Origin of the sequence: Nocardia amamiensis (assembly GCF_015477605.1) — a bacterium.
Classification (GTDB): Bacteria; Actinomycetota; Actinomycetes; order Mycobacteriales; family Mycobacteriaceae; genus Nocardia; species Nocardia amamiensis_A.
The window spans coordinates 96,821-119,852 of record NZ_JADLQX010000018.1; the positions used below are offsets into that span (position 1 = coordinate 96,821).

Annotated in this window: 20 protein-coding genes; 8 read left to right on the forward strand and 12 right to left on the reverse strand. The window is 67.1% G+C overall.

Annotated features, from left to right (window positions below; all coding sequences use genetic code 11):
- Positions 1-47: 47 nt before the first annotated feature.
- Positions 48-476: an organic hydroperoxide resistance protein gene (locus IU459_RS23415; protein ID WP_195131714.1), complete on the forward strand. Its 429-nt coding sequence runs from the start codon at positions 48-50 to the stop codon at positions 474-476.
- 91 nt (positions 477-567) lie between these two features.
- Here the strand turns inward: IU459_RS23415 and IU459_RS23420 are convergent, their stop codons facing one another.
- From IU459_RS23420 to IU459_RS23430, 3 genes are all read right to left on the reverse strand, one after another.
- A complete protein-coding gene (locus IU459_RS23420) occupies positions 568-1,284 on the reverse strand; it encodes a hypothetical protein (RefSeq protein ID WP_195131715.1) in 717 nt (238 codons plus the stop codon).
- A 661-nt stretch (positions 1,285-1,945) separates the two neighbouring features.
- The gene (prcB, locus tag IU459_RS23425) at positions 1,946-2,770 is read right to left on the reverse strand and encodes a proteasome subunit beta (RefSeq protein ID WP_195131716.1); all 825 of its coding nucleotides are present in this window, start codon (positions 2,768-2,770) and stop codon (positions 1,946-1,948) included.
- 138 nt (positions 2,771-2,908) lie between these two features.
- On the reverse strand, positions 2,909-4,234 hold the full coding sequence (locus IU459_RS23430; RefSeq protein WP_195131717.1) for a family 1 glycosylhydrolase: 1,326 nt from the start codon (positions 4,232-4,234) through the stop codon (positions 2,909-2,911).
- Positions 4,235-4,648: 414 nt separating this feature from the next.
- Between IU459_RS23430 and IU459_RS23435 the strand changes: the two genes are divergently transcribed.
- Complete coding sequence (locus tag IU459_RS23435; RefSeq protein ID WP_228838381.1) at positions 4,649-5,740, forward strand: hypothetical protein; 1,092 nt, start codon at positions 4,649-4,651, stop codon at positions 5,738-5,740.
- A gap of 111 nt (positions 5,741-5,851) precedes the next feature.
- Here the strand turns inward: IU459_RS23435 and IU459_RS23440 are convergent, their stop codons facing one another.
- Positions 5,852-6,850 carry an SMP-30/gluconolactonase/LRE family protein gene (locus IU459_RS23440; protein ID WP_228838382.1) on the reverse strand — a complete coding sequence of 333 codons (999 nt, stop codon included), beginning with the start codon at positions 6,848-6,850 and terminating at the stop codon, positions 5,852-5,854.
- A gap of 341 nt (positions 6,851-7,191) precedes the next feature.
- Complete coding sequence (locus IU459_RS39775) at positions 7,192-7,908, reverse strand: metal-dependent hydrolase (protein WP_195131718.1); 717 nt, start codon at positions 7,906-7,908, stop codon at positions 7,192-7,194.
- A gap of 838 nt (positions 7,909-8,746) precedes the next feature.
- Here IU459_RS39775 and IU459_RS23450 point away from each other — a divergent pair.
- A complete protein-coding gene (locus IU459_RS23450; RefSeq protein WP_228838383.1) occupies positions 8,747-9,655 on the forward strand; it encodes a hypothetical protein in 909 nt (302 codons plus the stop codon).
- Positions 9,656-9,988: 333 nt separating this feature from the next.
- Here the strand turns inward: IU459_RS23450 and IU459_RS23455 are convergent, their stop codons facing one another.
- Positions 9,989-10,168, reverse strand: coding sequence for a hypothetical protein (locus IU459_RS23455; protein WP_228838384.1), 180 nt, complete (start codon positions 10,166-10,168; stop codon positions 9,989-9,991).
- 25 nt (positions 10,169-10,193) lie between these two features.
- Here IU459_RS23455 and IU459_RS23460 point away from each other — a divergent pair, with 25 nt between their 5' ends.
- The 3 genes from IU459_RS23460 to IU459_RS23470 all read left to right on the forward strand — a co-directional run bounded on the left by IU459_RS23460 (position 10,194) and on the right by IU459_RS23470 (position 14,136).
- Positions 10,194-10,694, forward strand: coding sequence for a CGNR zinc finger domain-containing protein (locus IU459_RS23460; RefSeq protein ID WP_195131721.1), 501 nt, complete (start codon positions 10,194-10,196; stop codon positions 10,692-10,694).
- A gap of 257 nt (positions 10,695-10,951) precedes the next feature.
- Entirely contained in the window at positions 10,952-11,590 is a 639-nt protein-coding gene (yczE, locus tag IU459_RS23465; protein WP_195131722.1) for a membrane protein YczE, read from the forward strand.
- Between the two features lie 332 nt (positions 11,591-11,922).
- Complete coding sequence (locus IU459_RS23470) at positions 11,923-14,136, forward strand: molybdopterin oxidoreductase family protein (RefSeq protein ID WP_195131723.1); 2,214 nt, start codon at positions 11,923-11,925, stop codon at positions 14,134-14,136.
- 44 nt (positions 14,137-14,180) lie between these two features.
- On the opposite strand, the gene IU459_RS23475 is transcribed toward IU459_RS23470, so the two are convergent.
- From IU459_RS23475 to IU459_RS23495, 5 genes are all read right to left on the reverse strand, one after another.
- A complete protein-coding gene (locus tag IU459_RS23475) occupies positions 14,181-14,567 on the reverse strand; it encodes a hypothetical protein (RefSeq protein ID WP_195131724.1) in 387 nt (128 codons plus the stop codon).
- A 122-nt stretch (positions 14,568-14,689) separates the two neighbouring features.
- A complete protein-coding gene (locus IU459_RS23480; protein ID WP_195131725.1) occupies positions 14,690-16,939 on the reverse strand; it encodes a molybdopterin-dependent oxidoreductase in 2,250 nt (749 codons plus the stop codon).
- Positions 16,936-17,907, reverse strand: coding sequence for an enoyl-CoA hydratase/isomerase family protein (locus IU459_RS23485; RefSeq protein ID WP_195131726.1), 972 nt, complete (start codon positions 17,905-17,907; stop codon positions 16,936-16,938). Before IU459_RS23485 ends, IU459_RS23480 begins: the two co-directional genes overlap by 4 nt.
- Positions 17,908-18,076: 169 nt before the next feature.
- Complete coding sequence (locus tag IU459_RS23490) at positions 18,077-18,688, reverse strand: TetR/AcrR family transcriptional regulator (protein WP_228838385.1); 612 nt, start codon at positions 18,686-18,688, stop codon at positions 18,077-18,079.
- A 66-nt stretch (positions 18,689-18,754) separates the two neighbouring features.
- Positions 18,755-19,657: an alpha/beta fold hydrolase gene (locus IU459_RS23495; RefSeq protein ID WP_195131727.1), complete on the reverse strand. Its 903-nt coding sequence runs from the start codon at positions 19,655-19,657 to the stop codon at positions 18,755-18,757.
- A 128-nt stretch (positions 19,658-19,785) separates the two neighbouring features.
- On the opposite strand from IU459_RS23495, the gene IU459_RS23500 reads away from it, so the two are divergent.
- The gene (locus IU459_RS23500; protein WP_195131728.1) at positions 19,786-21,642 is read left to right on the forward strand and encodes a Na+/H+ antiporter; all 1,857 of its coding nucleotides are present in this window, start codon (positions 19,786-19,788) and stop codon (positions 21,640-21,642) included.
- Positions 21,643-21,653: 11 nt separating this feature from the next.
- Here the strand turns inward: IU459_RS23500 and IU459_RS23505 are convergent, their stop codons facing one another.
- Positions 21,654-22,202: a TetR/AcrR family transcriptional regulator gene (locus IU459_RS23505; RefSeq protein WP_195131729.1), complete on the reverse strand. Its 549-nt coding sequence runs from the start codon at positions 22,200-22,202 to the stop codon at positions 21,654-21,656.
- A gap of 213 nt (positions 22,203-22,415) precedes the next feature.
- On the opposite strand from IU459_RS23505, the gene IU459_RS23510 reads away from it, so the two are divergent.
- A complete protein-coding gene (locus IU459_RS23510; protein ID WP_195131730.1) occupies positions 22,416-23,015 on the forward strand; it encodes a TetR family transcriptional regulator in 600 nt (199 codons plus the stop codon).
- Positions 23,016-23,032 lie beyond the last annotated feature (17 nt).

Below are 23,032 nucleotides of genomic sequence, written 5' to 3' on the forward strand. Positions count from 1 at the left end.
TTTAGAAGTGCCAAGTTCTGATCTGTTACCTGGAAGGGAGTTCAACAATGACCACAGCGCTATACACGGCAGAGGCGCACGTCGCTGGAGGCAGAAATGGGCACGGGCGCACATCCGATGGGCGATTGGACCTGGACCTGCGGCAACCCAAAGAACTGGGCGGCGATGGTGCGGGCACAAACCCCGAGCAACTTTTCGCGATCGGGTACGCCGCATGCTTCGGCACGACACTCGCCCTGGTCGGGCGGCGCGGCAAGCTCGAGGCGAACGATGCGCAGATCGACTCGTCGGTCGCACTGATCCCGATCGACGGCGGACGCTTCCAGCTCGGCGTCGAACTACGGATATCGCTGCCCTCGGTCAGCGGCGAACAGGCGGTCGAGCTGGTCGAGACGGCCCATCAGGTCTGCCCGTACTCCAACGCCACACGTGGCAACATCGCTGTGGCATTCGTGGTCAACGGCACCCGGCTATGACTGGTTCACCGATCGTGCGTACTGGTACCGCGGTGAGCGGCGAATGCCGCCCCGCCGCCAGAATCGGCATCGGGGCGGCAATATCAGGCAGTTAACGGGTGAGTACCGGCTCGGGGGTCGTCGAACGGTGCCCGGAGCTGTTGCCTTCCAGTGGGTTCGCCGGATTCCGCACCCAGGTCACATTCGCGACCAGGTCATCGTCGAACACCAGCTCATCCCACAGCACCTGATCGCTCTTCGCTGCGGTCGGCCGCGCAGCCGGTCGCGGCTCCGTGGCGACGGCCTCCGGTTGCGCCGGCGCTTCGGGCTCCGGAGTGGCGAACCGCCACAACGCCTGCATCGGGCTGATGCCGTAGCGGCGGGTGCCGTGCGCCAGCGCGGCCACCGCGGCGCCGGAGGTCAGCACGCCCACGGCCAAGGCCACCGGCGTCAAGTTGGCACTGCTGATCCGGCGCCCGTCCGCCCCCGGCCTGGTCGCCTCCTTGCCATCGAGGAGCCGGAGCAGCCCCGAGCCGAAGCCTTCACCCTCATCGATCAGGATGCGCAGTTCGGCCCCCTTGCCATCGAGGTACATCAGCGTGATGAGCACCAGTATCGCCACGGCCGCACTGGAACCCATCACCAGGCACGCGAGCGCTTTCGTGCGCAGCCGCGCATGCGCCGCGACCGCGACCACGGTCATGACCATCGCGGCGCTCGCCACCAAGCCCCAGCCACCGACGACGTTCACCTCACGCAGCTTCGACGCCGACCACGCGTCGAAGCCATCGGTGAACCCGTCGATCCGGCCGAACGCATTGGAGCTCACCGTTCCACCACTTCCGGAAGCCACGATCCACGGTTGAAACAGCAGGACGAAACCGACCGCGCTCGCGACGGCGCTGCACAGAAAGCCCCAGCTCGATCGAAGACCCAGCCCCCGTCGTCGTGTCGCGCCGCGTGCCGGGTGATCGGCGCCGCGGCTGCGGCGGTCTCGCGCTTCGGACACTTGCCAGGGGGTTGGTTGAACCATTGCTCCAGTTTCGCCAGGTTGCCGGAATTTCCTGCCGCGCAGCGTGATAACGCACAAATTGCCCGGAGGGTAGGAAAGTCGCAACTTCTCGATGAGGTGGAATTCGAATGGGCGCCATCGGCCATCGACGAAATCACCGTAAGCATCCCGCCGAAAGGGAGCAAGCGTGATCGATATCCCACGCGTTGTCGCAGCTCCCGGCGATGCGAGCAACGGATGTGATCCAACCCGTCGGTAACATTTCTCGACCGACGATATCTCGACTTTTGCCGCCCATTCCGGTTCTGGACCGGTGGATTTCCGGTGCGTCGACGCTTCGCCAGGCGCGGCCGATCGTAATTACTGTGACGGGCTTAACAACGCGGGTCTGGGACTTCGATCACTATTCCCGGCGCTGAGAAGTCGCTGTGGGCAGCGATTTTCACGGCGACAGCAGCCGCCAAGAGAGCCACGCCCCTCAGTGCCGTTCCGCCGCCGCCCGGGCGTCCACGACCGTGCGGGCGATCTCCGCGAGACCCTCGGGCGGAACCTCGACCGCCCCCTCCTCATCGACCACCACCGCAGTGGGATAGATGTCGCGCAGCAGATCGGGGCCGCCCGTCGCGGTATCGTCCTCGGCAGCATCGAACAGGGCCTCCACCGCCATCCGCAGCGCCTCCTGCTCCTCGATGCCGCGACGGTAGGTCTTCTTCAGCGACGACTTCGCGAACACCGACCCCGAACCCACCGCGGTATAGCCGAAACGCTCCTCATAACGACCGCCCACCGCGTCGTACGACACGATCCGCCCCACCCGCTCCGGATCGACCGCGTCCGCGTCATAGCCGACCAGCAGCGGAATCACCGCCATATCCTGCAGGGCCGCAGGCAGATTGGCCCGCACCATCGCCGACAACTTCGTGGCCTTGCCGTCGAACGTCAGCGACGCCCCCTCGATCTTCTCGTAATGCTCGAGCTCGACCGCGAACAACCGGATCATCTCCAACGCCATCCCCACCGTGCCCGCGAAACCCGCCGCCGAATAGGTATCGGTGATGACGACCTTCTGCATATCGCGCGTCGCCACCATGTGCGCCATCGTGCCCCTGCGGTCACCGGCCAGCAGCACACCACCGCGATAACTGACCGCGACGATCGTCGTCCCATGCGGCGCGATGTCCGCATCGCCCCCACCGCCCACACCAGGGTCGGGCAGCAGTTGCGGCGCGTACCGGCGCAGGCACTCCGAAAACGAGGCCGCCGGATACCGCAGGCCGAGCGGGAGGTGACTGTCGGACGTCATGGATCACCTTTCCGGATGGAGCATGCACCACCCGCGAACGCGACACGTACTCCCGCCGACGTTACCGGAACCCCGCCACTCCGCGCCGCGCATCGAACATGGCCCTCCCCACCAGGACCGAAGACCTCTGGGGACCCATCACCCCTCGGCAAGCCCCTCTCCGGCGCAGGCGTCCGGCGCGTCGATCTCGATGCAGGGAACCGGAGCGCGCGTCGGGCGGTAGCTCGGCTCTACGCCGCCCTGGCGGATCAGCCGGGTATATGCATCGACCGCGTCGGTCGGCCGGCGAGCCAACGTCGGATCGGTCAGCACGTCGACCGTGTAGAGCCCGAACCGCGGCGCGTAGGTACCCCACTCGTAGTTGTCGGTGAGGCTCCAATAGTTGTAGCCGATCACGTTGATTCCATCGGCCTTCGCGCGTTGCAACCAATACACCGTGTCCCGCAGATGATCCGCACGGGTGTAGCCATCCGGGCGAACCTGCCCGTTCTCCGTCGGAAGACCGTTCTCCACCACATACAACGGACGATCCGGAAACTGACGCGCGTAATGCCGCAACGCGTAGTAGACACCCTCCGGATGCACCGGCAACTCCCACATCGGGACCCCACCCACCGCACCGCCCTGCGCCGCCTCCCCGGTCTGCGGCAGGGGAGCGAAGTAGTAATCGACCCCGACGAAGTCCAGCTTCGCCGAGATCCGATCGACAATCGGCTGATTGACCTCCGTCTCCGCACCCGCCACATAGCCGAGATTGCTGGTCACCATCGCATCCGGCCGGAACCGATGGATGACGTCGTAGATCTCGTTGTGCGCCTGCGCGATCCGATCGACCATCGCAGGCGCCTCCTCGACGCTGATCCCGCCCGTACGCAACTCGGTGCCGACATACGCGGCAGGCTCGTTGAACGTCACCCACAACGGACCCCGCGAGGAATACCGCTGCACCACCTTGCGCATGTTCGCCAGCCAGTCCTCGACCATCCCCGGATTGCGCCACCCGCCACGGTCCAACGCCCATCCCGGATACACCCAGTGATCCAAGGTCAGCATCGGCCGCATGCCCGCCGCCAGAATCCGCGCGATCACATTGTCGTAGAAACCGAACGCCGCCTCGTCCCACATGTCCGGCGTGGGCTGCAACCGCGCCCACTCGATGCCCACCCGGTAAACCCGCACACCCAGCCGCGCCGCCAGATCGATATCGTTCATGTAGCGGCGGGTGAAGTCCACCGAATCGCGGTACGGGTCGGCCGTCGCACCCGACGCGATATAGCGCGACCAGTTGCTGTCCGGTGCATGACCTTCAGATTGAAACCCCGACGACGCCACGCCCCACAAAAAATCCGCCTCGAACGGCGCCACCTCCCGAGGCGGATGAGCAGCGGAAACGCCGGACACCATCAGCATGGCCGCCGCGGTCGACAGCGCGGCCAACCCGCTCCGGGAACTGCGTGTACGCATCGCCGTAGCGTAACTGGATGATTGCTGTGTTCTGGTGCAGCCTTCCGCGTGTCGCCGGTCGCGAAACCGACACGATTCTCCCTCGATACCGCCGCGCCAACCCCACGCAGCCCCGGGCATCCGCCAGCCCTCCGGCGTGCCGACTCGACATTCCATCGCGAAGCGCCACCGCCCTTCCCGGCCACCGGCCGACACCGTCGTATCCGACGCCGCCGCAATACTTCTCACCAATCCGCAAACCCCAAGGCGACGCCGCCCAGCGACGCCGCAGCCAGCTCCAGCACCCAGGCCCGACTCTCATGAACGAAGCCGACTTCGATCCTCTCCTGCGCGTCCTCGCGAAACGCCGCACGCCACCACAAGAGCGCAGCAATTGACCGCGCACATCCGCCGCCGATCGACCAGACTTGCCGGGTGACCAGATACGCATTCGATGCCGACCGCACCGCCCTCGTCGCCACCTGGGCGACCGGACGAGGTGACCTCGCCCAAGCGGTGGCCACGCTGCCCCCGCAGGTGACCACCGACCAGGCCACCGATCTGGCGTCGAACCTGACCACCCTGTCGCGGTTCCAGTGGCGCACCTACACCCATCCGGCCAGTGCCGCGGGCGACCCTGACGTCCCCAACAGCGAAGCATGGCGGCGCGCCGAGGAACGCAGGAACTTCAAACAAGTCGAAGCAGCGCTGCGCAGCCCCAACCTGCCCACCGACGAAGGCCTCCTCGTCTCCTACAGCGGAGTCGTCGAATCCGCCCACCGCATCGGACGCACCCTGCACGACATCGGCGACGACGCCCTGCGCGACACCCTCCTCGCCGAAGTACGCGCCGAACAGGAAGCCATCGAATCCGCCGAACGCGGCGACCTCTCCGGCCGCGCCCGCCAAGCCGTCGAACTGTCCCGCCCCGACGTGTCCCCGGCCCAAGTCCACGCCGCCGACGCACTTCTGCGCGCCGACCCGCTCGGCACCATCGAACTGTTCACCGAACTCGACCCGGCTTCGGCTTCGGTCGCCGCCGCACACTGGCTGTACGCCGCGGCCGAAGTCGCCGGCGAGGCCGCGAACGTACCCACCACCGACGTCGTCGCCGAAGCAGACGACATCGAAGCGCTCCAAGTCGAAACACCCACCCTCGTCCTCGAACGACTCGCCGCGGGCGACACCCCCACCGAGGTCGTCCTCGACCTCATCGCCGAAGCCATGGCCGTGCACGAAGGCCGCGTCCCGGCGCCGTGGAGCCTCGTCGCCCAGGTTGCCGAAATCGAAACGCAGGCACACCGATTCGGCGTCGACGCCGACACGCGTGAGGCGATGCTCACCGGCTTCCGTATCAGCCGCCTCGACCCCGCGCGCCCCGCGCTCGACCTCCTGGAAGACCTCCTCGACGGCATCCGCGGCTGCCTGCTGCTCTACGCCGCACACACCGACGGTGACGACCCCGAAGCCCGGTTCACCGCCGACGTCCGTCTCGAAGCCGACGCCGACCCCGAAGATCTCCTCTAGACCACCGAGCGCGCGAATCATCGACACAGCGCCATCGCGCACGCCGGAGCCGAGCGCAGGCATGAGCGGGGCATGAACACGCCATGCCCCGCTCCACCCAGCACCCCGTCGCTACGGCACCCGCGACACGGCCACCGCCGACTCGGTGAGACTGCCGAGATACAGCACGCCGTCCTGCTCGACCACACCGGTCACCATCGAGTAATCCGTTCCTTCAACCTGCAGATCGTGCACGACCCCGCCGTCGAAATCGACCGCCATCACCCACACCGTTCGCGCCGGCTTCGGCTGCACCCACTCCGGCAACGTCCACACAACCCGCCGCAGGATGCCCGGCAACGGAAGAAGGCGGTCCAACAAGGGATTTCGCGGGGAAGGGAGCGTGATCCACACCAAGCCGTCGCTGCCGAGACCCATATTGTCCGGGAATCCGGGCAAGTTCTCGATCAACCGGTCCCGCGTTCCCGCCTTCGGGCCGGTCAGCCAGTAGCGCGTCACCCGGTAGCCACCGGTCTCGGCGACCAGCACGCAGGAACGCTCGGGCGCGAGGACCACGCCGTTGGCGAACTGGAGATCGTCGATCAGCGTCTCCACCGAGCCCGAGGGATCGCGGCGGAACAGGCGGCCCGTGCCGGAGTGTTCCAGGATGTCGCCCATGTACTCGGCAAGGGAGTACCGGCTCGACGACGCCGAGAAGTAGATCGTGCCGTCGGTATCGCGGACGACGTTGCTGGCGAACCGGAGACGCTCACCGTCGACCTCGTCGACCAGCACCGTGAGCGTGCCCTCGGCGTCCAACTCCAGCAGTCCGCGCTCGAAATCGCAGATGAGTACTCGACCATCGGGGTCGGCGTGCAGACCCAGCGGACGACCTCCGGTGTTCACGAGCTCACGCACGTCGCCGGTCGCCGGATCGATGCTGAGGATCGCGCCATCGTCGGTGCCCGCCACGATCCTGCCGTCGGGGGAGAGCACCACATCCTCGGGGCCGGCTCCGGGCAGCTCGATCCTTCTGACCTCGGGAAGGGGTGGAACGCTGCGGGTTTGACCGGCGCGAGCCGGAGCAGGAGGGGGCGTCCAGCGCTGCGGCTGCATGGTCGAAGCGAGCATGGGATCAGGGTAGCCGGGGGAGTGCGGAATTCTCCGCGGAAACTACGCCACTAGGGGAGCGCGGTTCCGGTTCGAGGTGAACGGGCCGGAATGAAATAAATCTCCCCTGATACCGACCACCTGCGAATGACATGTTCTTACGTAGATATTCGCATCTAACTATACATATCTCATTTCAAGTTCCGCCGGAGCAAACACCCACAACTTCCAATCAGCAAGGACGCCAGGGGAGCCCGAAGGCTCGGGAGTAGGTGTTCGCGGAGAACGCCTATGGAACCACGACTGGTCCGCCGCTTTCGGGATCATTTTGGCACTGATCCGGTAGCGGCGGGTGCTGTACGTCAGGGCTGGTGGGTGATGGTGTACCAAAGGATGGCCAGCGTGCCGAGCGTGAAAAGCGGTGACACGATCCACATTTCGACCTTGTTGCCGGTTCGATCGATGATCGGGAAACTGACGCGGATGTCGAAGGGCCAGAACAGGCGGCAACCCCGGTCGGTGAGACAGTCGCCGAGCAAGTGGGCCAACGCGCCCAGTCCCACCGCGAAGGGCAGCCAAACCGGCTTGTCCGCGATCCAGTGCTGCATCGCGAAGGTGCCTCCCGCGGCGAGAACCACGATCGGCCCCCACGACTTGAAGCCGTTGCCGGACGGGCACAGATGCAGCGCGCGCACAGCCAAGGCCAGCAGGAAGAAGACCAGGCTCAGGGTGAACCAGCGGCCGAGCCAATGCTCGCCCGCCCAAGTGCCGAACGCGACGGCCGCGACGAACGCGAGGGAATGTGTCGCGCGGCGATGGCCGCCTGAGATCCACGAAATGAGCTGGCATGCGGTATGCGTAATCGGGCCCAACGCGTGCGCGATCGTGCCGTCGGGATGGTCCGCATCCGGGAGCAGCGCGGCTCCCGCGGTGAGAAACACCCCGAGCAGCAGATCGACCGTTCCGAGATGCCCCGTCGCATCCTGCAGGGCCGGATAGGTCAGTACCGTCACCGGCAGCACCGCTGCCGCCGCCGACCAAGCCAGCGCGCCGCTGGTCGCATGTGAATGTCCGAGCACCGCTCGAACATTAGTTCAACTCTCGATCTGTGCGCGAATAGCGTTGTCGGGTCGAGTAAGTGGGCTCGATGATGTGGCAAATCGAATCGTTGGTCTGCAAAAGCCTCGCGCGCTTGGCTTTTGCGGGAAGTGGATCGACCGCCCGGGCGGGGAGTCTCGATGGTGGTGTAGGGGAGTGCTTGTCGTCGCGCCAAAGAGGACGGCGCTGGGGCCGGTGACGCGGTGGAGCTGGGCCCTCGCATGCCTCTGAACATTTCACTCGATCGTCGCGTTTCGACTTGACCGCGCGCCCACTACAGAACATCTGGATACGTAAATCTGCGTATATATGCATATACAAACCTCTTCGCTCCGATATCCAGACTCTGTCCGCCATTACGTTTCAAGAACCGCATAGAGGGCTACGTGAGACGCGATCATGACCTGGGGGAGTGTGCCGATGCGTCCTGGAAGTCGAGCCACGGTGTGCCGCCGGCCGCGTGCAGTGCGCGTGGGAAGGGCGGCTGCAGCGCCGCATTCCGCGAGTGAACCGGTCGCCAGCTGTTTCCCAGGTTTGGGGAGTCAAGCCTTCTGCCTGCGCCTACGCTGCATCGCGTAGCGCGACCTGATCGATTGCCGCCCGGTCGATCCGAGCTTGCCGAGGGTGCGTGGCAACTGGCTGGTTTCGCCCAGGTCGGCGCGAGTAGCGGTAGGCCATGCGTAGGAGGTTGCGGTGGGTAGGGGTCGCGGAGTACATCTGTGCGGCAGTGTGCCGTTGGCTGATGCGCGAACGGTTTTCTCGGAAGCCGCAGGGCGGATCGGGACCCGGTTGAAGCGTATTCCGGACGGGGAAACCGGTGTGCGCGACAACTGGGTGGTCTGGCAGCTTCCCAAGATGCAAGCGCATCCGGACCTGGAAACCGTTCCGCCACCGAGCCCGGAATACGGGCCGAGCGAACGAGTGCAACCCAAGCCGGGCGTAGATGCGGCGTCAATCGACTTCGGTCCCTTGGGGTACGCGGAGGCCGCTCTGGAGTCCTGGCAAGTGTTCCGGCGGCTGCGCGAGGACGGCGCGATCCCGGAGGGCACCCGATTCCAGGTATGCCTGCCGACGCCGATCGCGGTGATCGGGGCCTTCGTCGCGGGACCGCAGGGGGAGTTGGAGCGCAGATACGAGGCGCAACTGCTCGCCGAACTCGCCATCATCCTCGATGGCATTCCAGGCGACGAGCTCGCGGTGCAATGGGATACCGCGGTCGAGTTCGCGATTTTCGAGGGCGTGTTCCCGTCCTGGTTCGGAACCGATTATCCGACCCAGCTCGAGGAAGTGGGGAAGCGGCTCGTCCGGCTGGGTGCCGCGGTGCCCGAACCGGTCGAAGTCGGCTATCACCTCTGCTACGGCGACTTCGGTCACCGTCACTTCGCCGAACCCGTCGACACCGGCCGGCTGGCCGCGGTAGCGGGACGCATCGTGGCAGGACTGGACCGGCCGGTCCAGTGGATCCACCTGCCGGTTCCGCGCTCACGCACCGATGCGGAGTACTTCAAGCCCCTTGCCGACCTCGCGCTTCCACTCGAAACCGACCTCTATCTCGGCTTGGTCCACGCTACGGACGGCAAAGCGGGGGCGTTGCAACGCATCGAAGCCGCCCGCACGGCCGTAACCGACTTCGGCATCGCCACCGAGTGCGGCATGGGTCGCCGCCCAGCGGACCAGATTCCCGCTTTGTTCGACCTGCACGCCGAGTTGGCCGAAACATTGTCCTGAACTGATTGTCTCGGTGCCGGATCATCTTGCGAGGTTGGTCCGGCGCTGGACCAACCTCGCGTCGAGCGGGGAGATGGCCGTGCGTGCGAGCAAGGGCGGTGCGTCCTCTAGTTGACATAATGTTGATTATCGGCGGTAATTTCGGGGTAGCCGGTGAGCTGGGTTGTGATTGTGTGGTGCGGTCATTGCTCGATTGTTCGCGGAGTCTGCCTGGAACGGCTGCCAGGTGCCCCGTGCCGCACTTCAGCCATGTTGTCGAGTTTGCGGTCGCACATTCGTGGCAGGATCTTTGCGGTAGTGAAAACCGTTGGCGGATGCGAACTTTGCGAACATTCAGGTCGCTCCGGACGGCATTGTTTCGTCGCCCAGCGTGCTGCGTCCCGCGGCCGCGACGATGGTGCCGTGTTCGCTGATCAGCCATTGGCCGCAGACGCAGCGCAGGTAGCGCACCGGGCCGTGTGCGGAGATCGGGACGGGTGCGGGCCAGGAGCAGGCGGGACAGGTAGCAACCATGGTCTCAGCCTGATGTAATGGCTTTGTGCATTTCAACCCTTACGGTGGCGCGGCGGCCGAGTTGGCGGCCCGGCTGGTGAACGCGGAGCCGGAGCAAGATTTGATCCGGCTGCTGGACGAATCCGGGTACAAGCCGCTCGGGTCGTTGAACGCCCGCCGGCTCGCCGGACTGCGGCGGTGGATAGCCAGACTCGACGAGGTCTTCGGTAACCCCAGCGTGGAATTGCTCAACGCGCTGCTGGCGGAGACCACCAGTCAGCCGTATATCTCCACGCACGATGGACGAAAGCCGCACCTGCACTACGCGCGTGAGGATGCGCCGATGGATGAGCGGGTGAAGGCGTATACCGCGGCGGGGCTGGCGGAGCTGTTCTGCGAAGATCCGAACCGTATCGGCCGCTGCGCCCGTGCCGGTTGCGGACTGGTGTTCATCGACACCTCCCGCAATGGGCGGCGCCGGTTCTGTTCGACGCGCTGCTCGAATCGGGTGCACGTCGCCGAGCATCGCACGCGCCGCTCGGCCTGAAATGAGTTGTCGAGTGCCAGCCTGGATCAGGGTGCTGGCCGGTGGTAACTCTAGGCGGTCTTCGGGATGACTGGTGAATATTGGGAATTCGCTAGACGCCTCTCCCCTGGCCACCCAACTGGCCGCATAGAAACGTCACAGTGATGAAATTTGTGGCGCCATCACTCTGGTGACGATGTTCGGTGGATTCTGTTTTGCGGGCCAGCGATCGGTGAGTGGCTCTGGTTCTTGGGTCCAGTCCGGGGCAGGCTGGGGCGGTGCTGGTTCGTCGGTTGATCGCGTTGTACGTCGGGTTGTGGTTGTACGGGTTCTCGATGGCGGTGATGGTGCGGGCGGGGCTGGGGCTGGATCCGTGGGATGTGTTCCATCAGGGAGTCGCGCGGCATGTGCCGATCAGTTTCGGTGCGGTGACGGCGATTACGGGTGTTGTGGTGCTGCTGGCGTGGATTCCGTTGCGGCAGTTGCCCGGGCTCGGCACGGTGAGCAATGTCGTGGTGATCGCGCTGTCGGTGGATGCGGGGCTGGCGTGGTTGCCATCGTGGGATTCGCTCATGGTGCGGGTGGGTGCGATGGGTGTCGCTGTGGTACTGAACGCGGTGGCGAGTGTCTTGTACATCGGGGCCGGCATGGGTCCGGGACCGCGAGATGGGCTGATGACCGGACTGGTTCGGCGGACCGGTGAATCGGTGTGGGTGGTGCGCACGGCGATCGAGGTGACGGTGTTGGCGATCGGGTGGGTTCTGGGCGGCAGCGTCGGTATCGGAACTCTGGTGTACGCGTTCGGGATCGGACCGCTGATCCACCTGATGATTCCTACGGCGAATCGGTTCTTGCCCGGATTCGCGCCGCCGAAAGCGCATGCTGTCGCCAGCGGGTCCGCCACCTCGAACGTGTAGCCCGCTCCCCTGCGGGCTGTTGGCGGAGATCGGATATTGAACCCGCTCCAGGATGGCGGGGCCGCGGTGTGATGCCGAGCGCGCTGGAGGTTGTCACCCGGTGGGCGTTCGAGGCCGGTTTTCCCCGGCTGGAGGTGCTGCATTCGGTGCACGATCTGCCGTCGTGCCGCGGTGAAGGCGGGGTTCGTGGTGGAGGGGCAAGCGCCGCGCCGCACACGGACGGATGGCATGACATGCGGGTGCATGCCCGGAACCACGGAACATAGAGCCCTGTACGGAAATGGCGGGCCCGGTTAGCCTGTGGGTGGCGACCCGGCAGAAGGTGAAAATCCATGAGTACTCGCACCATTGCCCGGCAGTGCACGTTGTGCGAGGCGCACTGCGGAATACTGGTCACCGTCGAGGGTGACCAGGTGACGCGGATCGAGGGTAACCCGGAGGACGTGCTGTCGAAGGGATACATCTGCCCCAAAGCGACGGCGATGGGCGGGTTGCATCACGACCCGGATCGGTTGCGTACCCCGGTGCGGCGGGTGGGTTCGTCATTCGAGCCGATCGGTTGGGACGAGGCGTTCCAGGAGATCGGGCGGCGGCTGCGCGAGGTGCGCCGGGTGCACGGGAGCAGCGCGATCGGTATGTATCTGGGCAACCCGGCGGCGCACAGTTCGTCGGTTCTGTATGCGGTGATGTTGCGTGCGGCGTTGTTGACGAGGAATTTCTTCTCGGCGTCGTCGATCGATCAGTTCCCGCAGGAGTTCGTGGCTTGGCGGATGTTCGGCTCGAATGTGCTGATGCCGGTGACCGATATCGATCGGACCGATCGGCTGGTGATTCTGGGGGCGAATCCCGCGGTGTCCAATGGGTCGATCACCACGATGCCGAATGCGAAGCAGCGGATTCGTGAGGTGCGTCGGCGCGGTGGGAAGGTGGTGGTGATCGACCCGCGGCGGACGGAGACGGCGCGGTTGGCCGATCAGCATGTCGCGGTGTGCCCTGGTGGTGACGTGTATCTGCTGCTGGCGATGTTGCATGTGCTGGTCGTCGAAGAGTTGTGTGATGAGCGGGCTGTTCGCGCGGTGAGCAATGGCTGGGAGCAGTTGCGTGCGCTGGTGGTCGAGGCGGAGCCGGAGCGGATGGCGCCGCACGCGGGTGTGGATGCGGAGACGATTCGTGAGCTGGCCCGGGAGCACGCGGCGGTGCCGTCGGCGGTGCTGTACGCGCGGATCGGGGTGTGTCAGCAGGTGACGGGGACGCTGACGCATTGGTTGGTGAACACGATCAACGCGGTGACGGGCAATCTGGATCGGCCGGGCGGGCAGATGTTCGCGACGCCGCCGATCGACGCTGCGCGGTATGCGAAGTATCTGCCGATGGGGTACGGGGCGTGGACGGATCGGTCGGGGACCTACAAGTCGTTCCGTTCGGAGTTGCCGGTGGCGGCGTTGGCGGAGGAGATCCTGACCGAGGGTCCGGGGCGGATCCGGGCGATGATCACGTATGCGGGCAATCCGGTGTTGTCGACGCCGCAGCGCGGCCGGTTGGGTGAAGCGCTGGATTCGCTGGATTTCTATGTGGCCGTGGATATGTACGTGACGGAGACGACGCGGCACGCCGACATCATCTTGCCGCCGATTTCGCCGTTGGAGCGGGAGGACGTCAGCATCTTGTTCCCGTTGTTCAGTGTGCGCAACAACCTGCGTTTCGACGCGCGGGTGTTAGAGCCGCCCGCCGACGGGTTGGAGGATTGGCAGATCATGGCGCGGTTGATCACCGAGGTGGTGCGGTTGCCCGCGCGCCGGTTCACCGGGCGGGTGCTGAACGGGGTGTTCGATCGGATCAGTCCCGTGCGGATAGCCGCGGTCGGAGTGGTGACGGGCCCGTATGGGGTCTTGAAGCGTGGTCGCAAGGGGTTGACGGTGGGTAAGGCGCGTGCGGCGGCTGGGGGGATCGATCTGGGGCCGCTGCGGCCTCGGCTGCGGTCGTTGATCGGGACGAAGGATCGGAAGGTCTGTTTGGCGCCGGAGGATTTCGTGGCTGCCGCGCGGGAGGTGCTGGCGGATGCGCGGGCTGGGAAGGCGTTGACCACACCGGCGGAGGGCTTCGATTTGAAGTTGATCGGCCGCCGTCATCTGCGCAGCAACAATTCGTGGTTGCACAATGTGCCTGCGATGGTGAAAGGGCGGGATCGCTGTACGGCGCTGATGCATCCGCAGGACGCGGCCGCGCGCGGGTTGGGTGACGGCGAGCGGGTGACGGTGCGTTCGCGGACCGGTTCGATCGTGGTGCCGTTGGAGGTCAGTGACGACATCCGGGTCGGGACGGTGGCGATTCCGCATGGGTGGGGACATCAGGAGCCGGGAGTCGGTTGGACGGTGGCGGCGTCGCTGCCGGGGGCGAATGTGAACTTGTTGCATGATCCGGGGGTGACGGACATGTTCTCGGGGGCCGCGGCGGTGAACAACACGTGGGTGGCGGTGACGCGTGCGCCCGTCGAGCACGGTGATGGTGACCGGGTGAGCGAGCGCGAGCCCGCGCCGAGCGCCTGACGTGGCATGGTGCGGGTCTTGCCGCGGTGCGTGCGCTGTGTGTGTCAGCGCGTTCGGACCGTGACCCGGTAGCCGAGGCGCAGTTCCCTGCCGATGTGGGCGGCTCCGCCGAGGTGCAGCCAGCGATGTGTGCCACCGCGTGGGTCGGGCAGGTATCCCGCTTCGACGTGCGCTACGCCGAATGGGTAGGCGCCGGAGGTCGACGTGGCGACGGCGTTCATCAGGAATGCTTCGGCCCAGACGTGTGGTTCGGGTGCATCGTCGGAGAGGGCGGCGGCCTCGGGGAGGAAGAAACCGAATGGTTCGGGTGGTGCGCCGGAGGTCTGGACGAGCATGCCGGTGCGGAACAGGCGCGCGGTTCCGGTGTGCACCAGGCACTCCGGGGTCAACCGCAACGGTGGGGCGGGTTGCAGTTCGAGCTGGAATGCCATGCGATGACTGTAGGGCTGCTCGGGTGTGGCAAGTGCTGATCGGGCAGACATGCCGGGTGTGGCCTGCGACTCGGGATCCGCGGCGGGCGCGATCACCGCACACACCGCGTCGCGATCGGTGGTCAGGCGGGTTCGATCCGGGCGGGGACGTGTTTGTGCCAGGGGGTGCCCGCGATGGCGTCGCGCCAGGTGAGGTCGGTGAGTTCGTTGGCTGCGACGCCGACGCGCTGGGTGCGGTCGCCGGCGGGTAGGTCGAGGCCGAGTCCGTTGGGCAGGGAGGCGTGGCCGGGTTGCATGCGGTCGGTGATTTCGACGGCGGCGACGGCGTTGCCGCGGCGGGTGGTGATGCGGGCGCGGTCGCCGGTGGTGAGGCCGAGGCGGGTGGCGTCGTCGGGGTTGAGGCGCAGTGCGCCTTCGGGGTCGCGGCGGCGCCAGGTGTTGTCGCGGAAGATGGTGTTGGCGGTGAAGGAGCGGCGCTCCCCCGCTGAGAGGACGAACGGGAATTCCGCGCTGGTGTGGGTGGCGGGTGTGGCGGCGAGTTCGCGTAGGGCGTGCAGGAGTTCCGGGATGGCCAGCGGGATGCGTTTGTCGGGGTGTGGCAGGTAGTCCCAGGCGTCGGTGTAGTCGTCGATGGTGAAGGTGACTCCGGATCGGCTGGTGAGGATGGCGTCGAACAATGCGTCGGCGTCGCGGTGCCCGGCGCGGCGCATCGCCGCCGGGTAGACCTTGGCGACGCGTTGGGTCAGCGCCCACAGCACGGCGGCGGAGCGGGCGCCGTCGGGCAGGGTGGGGCCGAGGGTTTCGTAGAGCACGTAGGGGGCCAGGCCGCCGAGGGATTTGTCGATGGCCAGCAGTGCGGCGAAAGTCCAGGCGTAGGGGCGTCGTCCGAGTCGGGCCGCGGCGCGCAGCAGGCCGAGTTTGCCGCGGTCGACGGCGCCGAGTTCGCGCAGCAGCCGGGCGTAGATCTCTGGTTCGGGCAGGGTGCCGGGGAGCGGGTCGAGGACCGGGGCGCGCAGGTGGAAGGTGTTGTGCGGGAATTCGAGGTTGAAGAAGGTGGCTTCCCATTTCTCGAATTGGCTGGCCGCGGGTAGGACGTAGTCGGCGTGCCGGGCGGTTTCGGTGAGTGCGACGTCGATGACGATGACCAGGTCGAGTGCGTCCAGTGCGTCGCGGAAGGCGGCGGAGTCGGCCAGCGAATGCGCTGGGTTGGCGGATTCGATGATCATGGCGCGGAATCGGTCGGGGTGGTCGGTGCGGATCTCTTCGGCGATGCTGTTGCACGGCAGCATGCCGCCGAACAGGGGTGCGCCGGTGACGGGGCTGCGTTTGATCTGGCGGCTGTAACCGGCCAGTGGCGCCATCCACGAATGGGGTTGCATGCCGCCGGGTTTGGCGAAGTTGCCGGTGAGCAGCCACAGCAGTTTGTTGAGATAGGAGATGAGGGTGCTGTTGGGGCTTTGCTGGACGCCGAGGTCTTCGTAGGTGGCGACGCTGGTGGCGGTGCCGATGCGGTGGGCGGTGCTGCGCAGCAGGTGTTCGGGGATGCCGCAGATTTCCGCGTAGGCGGCGACGTCGATGTGGGCGAGGTCGGCGAGGACGGTGCCGGATCCGGTGGTGTGCTCGGTGAGGAAGGTGTGGTCGGCGAGGTCGTCTTGGACGAGGACGGCGAGCAGGGCGGCCAGGCACCAGGCGTCGGTTCCGGGGCGTACTTGGAGGTGGATGTCGGCGAGGTCGGCGGTTTCGGTGCGCACCGGGTCGAGGACGATCATGGTGCGGGCGGGATCTTTGGCGATCTGTTGCAGGACGGTGCGGGCGCGTGGGACGCCGTGTGACTGCCAGGGGTTTTTGCCGAGGAAGATCGAGACTTCGGCGTGTTCGAAGTCGCCGGTGGTGTGTCCGCCGGTGAGGTGGGCGTCGACCCAGCCTTCGCCGGTCTTCTCCTGGGCGAGGGCGCTGGAGCGGTAGCGGCTGCCGAGGGCGCGGCGCAGGGCGGTGCTGTAGGCGCCGCCGAGGTGGTTGCCCTGTCCCCCGCCGCCGTAGTAGAAGATCTTGTCGCCGCCGTAGTTGTCCTTGATTTCGGTCAGCCGTGCGGCGACTTCGGAAATGGCGGTGTCCCAGTCGATTTCGGTGAAGCTGCCGTCGGGTTCGCGGCGCAGTGGGGTGGTGAGCCTGGTTCCGCCGTTCTGGTAGTGGTCCAGCCGCAGCGCTTTGTTGCAGGTGTAGCCGGCGGAGGCGACGTGGTCTTTGTCGCCGCGGATCTTGGTGAAGCGGCGGTCGTCGAGCTGGATGAGCAGTCCGCAGTTGTTCTCGCAGAGGATGCAGGCGGTCTTGTGCCATGCTCCGGTGGCCGGCGGTGTGGTGGATGCGGTCATTTGCTCACTTGGTCTACGCGGGTGCCGTCCAGCCATGGTTTCGGGTCGGCGAGGAATGGGGTGTCGGCGAGGCGGTCGAGGTCCTCGAAGAAGGCTCTGGTGGTGCGGGCGGCCGCGGCGGTGGTGCCGACGGAGACGAATCCGGCCTGTTCGATGTCCAGGCCGCGGGACAGCGACTTGTCGGTGCCGAAGTAGACGGCGCGTTTGAGTTCGGCGATGACGACGGGGTTGCGGGCGGCCAGGCGGGCCGCGGTCGCCTGGGTTTCGGCGAGGAGTTCGCCGGTGGCGACCACGCGGTGTACCAGCCCGAGGTGCAGGGCTTGCTGCGCGGTGAGGGGTGCGCCTTCGAGGGTGATCTCGATGGCTTTGGCGGCGCCGAGCAGGCGGGTCAGGCGTTGGGTCGCTCCGCCGCCGGGGATGAGGTTGGCCAGTGTCTCGATCTGGCCGAGGCGGATGTGGTCGGCGTCGGCGGCGTAGCGCAGGTCGCAGGCGAGGGCGATCTCGTGGCCGCCGCCGAGCGCGGGTCCGTTGATGGCGGCGAGGTAGGCGACGCCGGAGCGGTTCATGCGTAAGGTGGTGCGTTTCCAGCGGTAGCCCCAGACCAGTCCCGCGCCGAGTCCTCCGCCGCGGCGTTCCACCAGTGCCGCCGCGCCGGGCAGGCGCAGTGCGGCCGCGGCGGTGCGCAGGAATGGCGCTGCGGCGCGGGCGGGGATGAACGGGTGCGGCAGCTCGATCATGCCGGTGAGGGCGGCGGGGTCGGCGTGGGTGAGGAAGCGGCCGGGGAGCCCGCCGGTGAGCACGACCGCGCCGATGGTGTCGTCGGTGTCGACCGCGGCGGTGAGGGTGTCGAGGTCGCGGACGACCGCCGGGGTGACGAAGTTCCACGGTGGCGCCACGACTCGCGCGGTGAGTACCCGCCCGTCTCGTGTGAGTTCGATGGTCTCGAGGTGCAGGTCGGCGGCGGACATCGGCGGCTCCTTCGGTGCGCGCGTCAGCGGTCGGAACGCGAGAGTGTGCCCGGGCGAGGGTTATTCGAGGGGTTGTTCGGCCTGCTACCGACTATGGCATACACCATAATGGGTGTGTCAAGAGGCGGGCGGCGGGACTGCGGGTGGCAGACTCCGCGGTTCGCGCCGGTCAGCGGGTGGCGGACACGAGGTCGCGCAACTCGCCGACCGCGTCGTCGAGGGGGGTGATGTCGCGGTGGACGCGGCACAGCGCGATGGCGCCCTCGAACGCGGCGACGGTCAGGGTGGCCAGGCGGCGTGCGCGGTCGGCGGGCACGCCGTTTCGCTGGAGCATCTCGGTGAGCGCGTGGTGCCAGCGGTGGAAGACCTCTCCGGCGAGGCGGGCGAACTCCGGTGCGTCGTCGTTGGTTTCGACGGCGACGGCGACGATGGGGCAGCCGGCGCGGAAGTCGCTGTCGAGCAGGGTGCGCCGCCACATCGCCGCGAACCGGTCCAGGGCGGTGGCGGGGTCGTTGTCGCGGGTGAGGCGTTCGATGAATGCCGACATCAGCTCCCCCGCGGTGCCGATCGCCTCGGTGATCAGCTCGGTGCGTCCGCCGGGAAAGTGGTGGTACACCGAGCCGCGTGGCGCGCCGGTGGCCGCGAGTACCCGGTCGACGCTGGTGGCGCTGGCGCCGTGCACGCGCAGCGAGTCGATCGCGCCGTCGATCATCCGCCGCCGCGCGTCCCCCAGCCGGGGGCGTGGGGAACTGTCGCTGCGGGCTCGGCGTGTCGCTGCCATACCGCCATTATGGCGTCTGCCATAAAGGTCGTCGCGGCCCGGTCCGCGACGACCTGTCCCCCGTGCTCAGGAGGTGGGCTTGTCCACCCGGTTGCCGTGGAATTCCAGCAGGGCCGCGAGGGTCTCCTCGGGTGCTTCCAGTTGGGGGTAGTGGCCGATGCGTGGCAGTTCCACCACGTCGGGGTCGGTGATCAGCTGGCGGTAGCGGCGCACCATGTGGCCGCCGGAGACCGGGTCGGCCAGTCCGTCGATGAGCCGGATCGGTACCTCGGTCTGCTGCAGGGCCGCCACCCAGCGCTGCCGGTGCTTGCGGCGTTCGGCCATGTAGCGGATCAGCTTGTGGCCGTTGCGTTTACCGTGCTTGCTGCACCACAGCAGCCAGAACTGGTGCAGTTCGGCGTCGGTGGGTTCGGTGTCGGGCCCGAAGACCGCCGACAGGCTGCGGTGGAAGGTGCGCTCGGTGCCGAGCACCCCGACCAGCGGTCCGAGCGGACTGGCCAGCAGCCGCTGGACCAGCCGCGCGCGGTGGGTCTCGGGGAACAGGCCGCCGTTGAGCAGGCACACCGATTCCAGCATCAGCGACTCGTCACCGGCCGCGCGGCGTTCGGCGTGCCGGGCGAGCAGTTCCTGGGCGACGGTGTCGCCGTAGTCGTGGGCGAGCACGTGGAATCGCTGGATGCCCTGGTCGCGCAGCAGGTTCTCGTGGATGTCGGCTTGGTCGGCGATGCGGTAGTCGTAGTGGCGTGGTTTCGCCGACCACCCGAAGCCGATCATGTCCGGGGCGATGACCCGCGCGAAGCGTTCGCACAGGCTGGGCCAGATGCGGTGCCAGTCCCAGGACGCGGTGGGGAATCCGTGGATGCACACCAGCGTCCCGTCCGTGCCGCCGCCGCCGTCGCGCCAGAAGATCTGGTGGCCGCGATGTGTGAGACGTCGTCCGTTCGCCCGCCAGGCTGCGAACTCCTCCATGTCCTACCTCCTCGTCGCCGACAAGCATGGCGCGTGCGAGCGCCCTGGCACAGTAATTCGGTCGGTCGCGCACGTGTCATGTACCGCGCGGGCCGTTTGCCGATCGGGCGCTCTGCGAGAATTCCACCGTGGACGTCGCGATCGGCTTGGTTGTTCTCGTTGCGTCGGCGGCCGCGTTGGCGGCGCTGGCGCGTCGGTTCGGGGTATCCGAGCCGTTGGTTCTGACGCTGGCCGGGGTGGCGGCCTCCTATTTGCCGTTCGTGCCGGAGATCCACCTGGAGCCGGAGATCATTCTGCTCGGTTTGCTGCCTCCTTTGCTGTATACCGCCGCGATTCGCACGTCGCTGGTGGATTTCCGGGCCAACATGCGCACGATCGCGTTGCTGTCGGTGGGGCTGGTGTTGTTCACGACGTTCGTCGTGGCGGTGGTGGTGTGGTGGCTGTTGCCGGTGCCGTTCGCGGTCGCGGTCGCGCTGGGGGCGGTGGTGGCGCCGCCGGACGCGGTGGCCGCGACGGCGGTGGCGCGCCGGATCGGGATGCCGCGGCGGATCGTCACGATTCTGGAAGACGAGTCGCTGTTCAACGACGCCACCGCGCTGGTGGCGTTGCGGACGGCGTTGGCGGCGATGGCGGGGATGGTTTCGATCTGGGAGGCTGGTGCGGACTTCGTCCTCGCGGCCGGTGGCGGCGCGGCGGTCGGGATCGTCGTGGCCTACCTGCTGGCGATGCTGCGGCGGCGCATCACCGATCCGGTGCTGGATACGACGTTGTCGTTTCTCGCGCCGTTCGCGGCGTATCTGCCTGCCGAGGGCATTCACGCTTCGGGGGTTATCGCGGTGGTCACCTGCGGCATGATTCTCGGGCACAACGCGCCGGTGTGGCAGAGCGCGGCGTCGCGGATCGCCGAGCGCATCAATTGGCGGACCATCCAGTTCATTCTGGAGAGCGCGGTGTTCGTCCTGATCGGGTTGCAGGTGCGCGGGATCCTGGAGGGGGCGTGGCGCAGCGGGCTCGATCATCGCACCCTGGTGCTGGCGGCGCTGGCGGTGCTGGCGGCGACAGTGCTGGCACGGCCGGTGTGGGTGTTCGGTTCGTCGCTGCTGTCCCGCAGTCTCGGTATGGGCGGCGCGGTGCCTGCGAGCCATTTGGTCGTGGTGTCGTGGGCGGGCATGCGCGGTGTGGTGACGCTGGCGGCGGTGCTGTTGTTGCCGGAGGACACTCCGCAGTTGCCGGTGCTGAAGCTGCTGGCGCTGGTGGTGGTGGCGGGAACGCTGCTGCTGCAAGGCACATCGCTGCCGTGGCTGGTGCGGTGGCTGCGGTTGCGCGGGCCCAGCCGCGCGGAGGACGCGTTGCAGAAAGCCAATCTGATGCAGCAGGCGACCGCGGCGGGTTTGGCCGTGCTGGAGGCGCGAGTCACCCCCGATACGCCGCCCGGTGTGGTGGAGACATTGCGTAGTCGCGTCACGTGGAAGACCAACGCCGCCTGGGAGCGGCTGGGGCGGGCGGAATCGGAACTGGTCACGCCCACCGCCGAGTACCGGCGGCTGCGGTTGGAGATGTTGCGCGCCGAACGCGAAACCGTCTTACGGGTGCGGGATTCGGGCACGGTGGATCACGAGATCCTGCAATACGTGCTGGCCCGATTGGACCTGGAGGAGTCCATGATCGACCGCTTCGACGAGGCCGAGGAGGAGCGGGTCGAACCATTGGCGGCGCCGCCGAGTGAGGACACCTGCGCGCATTTGCGTTCCGCGCCTTTGGTGCGTACGCACGACGGTCCCGACGAATGCGCCGAGTGTGTCGCGGAAGGGATGAACTGGGTGCATCTGCGCATGTGCTTGTCGTGCGGGCATGTCGCCTGCTGCGATTCCTCGCCGGGCAACCACGCGACCAAGCACTACGCCGACAGCGGGCACCCGGTGATGCGCAGCGTGGAGCCTGGTGAGGCGTGGCGGTGGTGTTATGTCGACGAACTGCTCGGATAGTCCATGCGGGGTCAGGCGCGGGCGTGCGAGTAGATCAGGCGCGCGTATTCGGCCAGCAGCTCGTCCAGTGAGACGTCCTCGCCGCCCGCGGCGATCTGCTGGTAGCCGATGAGCATCGCCATGCCCAGTGAGGTGACCACGGCGGTGGTGTCGTCGTCACCGACGACGCCTTTGATCGCTTTGTGAACGGTGCGCCTGCGGGATTCGTCGACGCGTTTGAGGGCGAGGTTGACCGATTCGTCGTTGGCGGCCCAGGCGCGGATCGCGGCTTCGGCGGCGTGGTGCAGTCCGGCGGCGAGGTCGGACATGGCGCGGATGTCGTCGTCGGGGTTGCCCTGGTTGAACGGCATCGTCCCGAGGATGCGCACCTGGCGGTTCTCCCAGTGGTCGAGCAAGGCGTCGACGAATCCCTGCCAGCTGCCGAAGTGGTGGTAGAACGACCCGCTGGTGACGCCGAGGCGGCGACAGAGCACGCCGATGTTCAGGCCCTTGAAACCGAATTCGGCGAGCACCTCCAAGCCGGTGTCGAAGTACTGCTCCTTGGTGACCACACGTGACATTCGCGGCGCCGTTCTCTTCGTTCGGGCAGGGGGGTGAGGGACCGAACAGTACCCCATCGTAGCGTCGGCCGGACCGCGCCGGGCGAAGTACCGCGGCGTACCCCGAGGTACCCGTTAGTACCTGTTACCAGCTGAAATAGTCAGCGCCGCTGGGTTATCCGGTCTGCGGGACAACGGACCATAACAGAGCAAATGCTCTGTTATAGTGGCGTCATGCCCCGACCCCGGACGCACGACCCCGGAACCGTGCTGGACGCCGCGGAATCACTGGCGGTTCGCTGCGGCCCCGCCGCGGTCACCACGCGCGCGGTCGCGGCCGCCACCGGCATGTCCAACGGCGCGATCTACCACACCTTCGGGTCGCGCGCGGAACTGCTCGGCCGCACCTGGTTGCGCGCCGCGCGCCGATTCCTCGACCTGCAAACCGCGCTGGTCGACGCGGCACTGGGCAGCAGTGACGGCGTCGAGGCCGTGGTCGCGGCCGCCGAGGCGCCCGCGGTGTTCGCCGAGCGGCATCCGGACTCGTCGCGGCTGTTGCTCGCCGTGCGGCGTGAGGAGTTGCTGGGCGAGCTGCCCGAGGCGGTCGCCGCCGAACTCGCCGCGACCGACCGGATGCTGGTCGAGCTGATGATCCGGCTGTCGCAACACCTGTGGCAGCGCGGCGACCGCCGCGCCGTCGACGTGATCACCCTGTGCCTGGTCGACCTGCCCACCGCCGTGCTGCTGCGGCGCGAGCGGCTCGCCGATCCGCGGGCGCGGGAATACCTCCGCAGCGCCGTACGCGCCGTCCTCGCGGTCGGCCCGCCACCCTGACGATCCTGCCCCGTCCC

Excerpts from the sequence above, each read along its gene's own strand:
- IU459_RS23475 (WP_195131724.1), bottom strand. The coding sequence starts at position 14,567 with ATGGCATTCCAGCTCGAACTGCAACCCGCCCCACCGTTGCGGTTGACC.
- prcB (WP_195131716.1), bottom strand. The coding sequence starts at position 2,770 with ATGACGTCCGACAGTCACCTCCCGCTCGGCCTGCGGTATCCGGCGGCC.
- IU459_RS23415 (WP_195131714.1), top strand. The coding sequence starts at position 48 with ATGACCACAGCGCTATACACGGCAGAGGCGCACGTCGCTGGAGGCAGA.
- IU459_RS23510 (WP_195131730.1), top strand. The coding sequence starts at position 22,416 with ATGCCCCGACCCCGGACGCACGACCCCGGAACCGTGCTGGACGCCGCG.
- IU459_RS23490 (WP_228838385.1), bottom strand. The coding sequence starts at position 18,688 with ATGGCAGCGACACGCCGAGCCCGCAGCGACAGTTCCCCACGCCCCCGG.
- IU459_RS23485 (WP_195131726.1), bottom strand. The coding sequence starts at position 17,907 with ATGTCCGCCGCCGACCTGCACCTCGAGACCATCGAACTCACACGAGAC.
- IU459_RS23470 (WP_195131723.1), top strand. The coding sequence starts at position 11,923 with ATGAGTACTCGCACCATTGCCCGGCAGTGCACGTTGTGCGAGGCGCAC.
- IU459_RS23430 (WP_195131717.1), bottom strand. The coding sequence starts at position 4,234 with ATGCGTACACGCAGTTCCCGGAGCGGGTTGGCCGCGCTGTCGACCGCG.
- IU459_RS23455 (WP_228838384.1), bottom strand. The coding sequence starts at position 10,168 with ATGGTTGCTACCTGTCCCGCCTGCTCCTGGCCCGCACCCGTCCCGATC.
- IU459_RS23440 (WP_228838382.1), bottom strand. The coding sequence starts at position 6,850 with ATGCTCGCTTCGACCATGCAGCCGCAGCGCTGGACGCCCCCTCCTGCT.
- IU459_RS23480 (WP_195131725.1), bottom strand. The coding sequence starts at position 16,939 with ATGACCGCATCCACCACACCGCCGGCCACCGGAGCATGGCACAAGACC.
- IU459_RS23505 (WP_195131729.1), bottom strand. The coding sequence starts at position 22,202 with ATGTCACGTGTGGTCACCAAGGAGCAGTACTTCGACACCGGCTTGGAG.
- IU459_RS23495 (WP_195131727.1), bottom strand. The coding sequence starts at position 19,657 with ATGGAGGAGTTCGCAGCCTGGCGGGCGAACGGACGACGTCTCACACAT.